General features: G+C 54.1%; 2 protein-coding genes. Both read right to left on the bottom strand.

The window, feature by feature from the left end; all coding sequences use genetic code 11:
• Positions 1 to 1,888, bottom strand: a 1,888-nt coding sequence (locus tag ACEW8P_RS09665; RefSeq protein WP_373512877.1) for a PVC-type heme-binding CxxCH protein, incomplete at its 3' end; no start/stop codon positions are given.
• Positions 1,889 to 1,940: 52 nt separating this feature from the next.
• The coding region (locus ACEW8P_RS09660; protein ID WP_373512876.1) for a hypothetical protein at positions 1,941 to 3,078 on the bottom strand (1,138 nt) is incomplete at its 5' end.

Below are 3,078 nucleotides of genomic sequence, written 5' to 3'. Positions count from 1 at the left end.
CATAATCCTCGATCAGTTTCAGCTTGCCTGGTGAGGTAGTATTAAAAAAAGTGCCGCCGTCTGCCAACGTTTTCAGCATAGCGGGCGAAGCTCCCGCTTCGGAACTCAGCACGGCCAGCCGGTAGAGATTTTCCTCTGCGTTTTTCTCCGCAATACGGGCCAGTACCGGAAGCACTTCCTTATCTGAAAACTGTCCCAGACTCAAACTCGCCTGGAAAGCTACTTGCGGTGAAGGGTCGTCAGTCAATTTAATAATATGGGGCAAAAACCGGGGGTACTTCTCGGCCAGCACCAGCACGTGTTCCCGAATGCCTGCCTCGGTATCTGCCAAGGCCTTTTCTACCTGTTCGGCATTCAGGACACTCATTCCTTCCAGAGCGTAAAGGGCGTGCAGACGGGCGTGAGCATCGGTGCTTTCGTTTAATGTCTTGGTCAGCAGCGGGATGGTAGCTTTGTCTTGTCTTTCGAGCAACAAGCGCTGGGCCGTCAGCCGCCACCACTGGTTGGGATGCGACAGCAGGACGACCAATTCGGCAGATTTCTTAGCCGTAAGGTCAGGAAGGGTGACCTCGCATTTTTGCCCGTCTTTTGGAAAGAGACGCCAAATCCGGCCGTATTGTCGGCCTGCGGCAAAATCCATGTCTTCCTTCAAATCTTCGGGAATCGAGACGGGCGTTTCGATGTGCTGGCGGTACATATCCACCACGTACAGGTAGCCGTCCGGCCCGGTATAAAAATTCGCGGGCCGAAACCAAGGGTCGGTCGAAGCTAGAAATTCTTTGTCTTTCTCGTCCGCAGCCCGCGAGGCTACGTAGGCGGGTTGGCCCTTCACGGCAGTCAGCACATCGCGATGGACGAGGTTGCCCATGACATCGCCGGTGAATATATTTCCGTAAAATTCTTTTGAGAAACCATCGCCGCCGTAAAAAGTACCCCCGGAAGCACCTGAGAAATGCGCGCGGGCGTATTCCTTTCGATCCAGACCCAGAGAATCATACTTGGCCTGGCGGCGGTCGCTGCGCTCCTGCCGCCAGTAAGGAGTTTCTGATTTTTGAAACATTTCGAGTTCGTGGTCGGAAATATTCACCTCCGAGTTGTAGGAGGGCAAATGCAGGTGGCGGTGGGCGTAGCGCCAGGCAATGGGGGCCTGTCGGATGTGCAGGGTGTTTTGGGAGTAAAAACGGTGCCCCCAATTATCGACAGCCAGGCCGAACTGCCCGGTTCCTGACTCCGCTTCGAACAGATCACGATCCAGCCGAAAGCGGAAATCGCTGCCCGATACGTCGATCGCCGGAGCGTTAGGCTTACGCTTGTATGTGACGAGTCCCCGCTGGCCGTGGTTATTGGCGTAAATCCAGTTGTCGGGACCGAAGCGGAGATTAGTGATTTGCGCTTCTGAATTCTTGTCGAAAAATCCCGTAAAAAGCACTTCCCGCTCGTCCGCCTTAAAATCACCGTCGGTGTCTTTCAAATACAAAATATCCGGTGCCGCTGTCACGAGAATACCGTCTTCCCAAGGTAAAACGCTGGTGGCGCTGGGAAGGTCTTCGGCAAAAACGTAGGACTTGTCGACCTTGCTGTCCCCGTCCGTATCGCGGAGCAAACGGATGCGCCCCTTGTAGTCACCGGGCTTGGCGTCGTAAGGATAGTCGCCCATTTCAACCACGTATATGTTGCCCCGCCCGTCGAAGGCAATGTCCACGGGCGAGAGTACATCCGGCTCCGTAAGAAAGGGTTCGATGTCGAAATTCGCGTTGAGCTGGAAGGTTTTCCGTGACTCGGCAGGAGTGCGCGCGGCAGCGTAACGCTGGGCGTAACTCTTCGTAGCCAGCAGACAAAGGAAGCCAGCTACAAAGAGTTTTATTTTTAATAAATCCAGTATTTTCATATTGATGAACAATGCGTTGGCAGAATAAAACCGATCGCGAATAGCGTGGTATTTATTCAGATTTAACCGGATGCTCTCCGTAAATGTTGTCAAAAATAGCCGTTCTTTCCTCGGCCAGCACCGCCGATTTGGCGTCGCGGTGTTGCGTGATCCCGTTATTACGGACGACACACTTGTCTTCCGGCTCACCCCGAATCCCGACCGCCCTTTCGGTACTTCGGAAGGTGTTGTTGTAAATCTCGATGGACGTTCCGGCGATGGTCGTGCCGTCTTTACGGTCCCGGCCGCCGTGCATGTCGAAACAGTGGCTGAGCGAAGTACCCAACTCGACGTTGTGCCGGGCCACGTACCCGCAACCGGGGCTGCCCGTCCCCGCCAAAGAATGCCGATTGCTGTCGAATAGGTTGTATTCGAATATAGCAGAAGCCACAGCCAGCGAAATGCCGTAACCCAAGCCTTTATACTGGCAATGGTGAATGTAGTTGTGGTGGATATAGTGTTCATCACCTTTGAAAAGTGCGATCGCCCTGACGAAGGCAGTCAGTTCGCAGTTGTCCACTTCCAGCCGGGGAAACTCGGTGTGGATGCACATTGAAGTAGGGAACTTGTAATAATAATCCCTTCCCAAACCCTCTTTCCCGAATGACCGCGTGTGATGATCCTCGTAGCGCTTCGGATTGGGGCCCTGAATCCTCAATCCGGTGATGCGCACATCCGATCCGGCGACCTTGAAAATATAGGGCGTTTTCAAGGCGTCGCTGGTTAGGAGTGCGCCCTTCGACCCTTCGTGGCCTCGCTCGCCCGCGATAGTGACGCCTGTGGGTACAATCAGTTCCAGTTCCTCGATGTAAATCCGTGTCGTCAGGTCGATTTCGGTTTCGCCGGGAATAAATATAATCTGTCCGGCGCGTACTTTCGTTAGGGCGTCGATCAATTCATCCAGATTCTTGACTACATAATCGCTGTCCGTGATGCGGTTTGCGTAGCCTGTCCCGCCGCCGATGAGCCCTCGTTCATCGGGTTTGGCTCCGTATATTTTGCCATTTAGTTCCAGCCAGGTAGGCTCATCTTGCACATCTAAAGCGCAACTCAGTGGGTTGGCCGCTGCCCCCACTATTGTGGGGGCGGCCGCCAACCCGACCAAGCCGGGCAAACTACTGACGAAGGTTCTCCTGTTTACATCCATCTGG

This window comes from Persicitalea sp. (assembly GCF_041751555.1).
GTDB lineage: Bacteria > Bacteroidota > Bacteroidia > Cytophagales > Spirosomataceae > Persicitalea.
The sequence above is the reverse complement of the archived record's forward strand: the minus strand, read 5'-3'. Positions and strand labels throughout refer to the sequence as shown.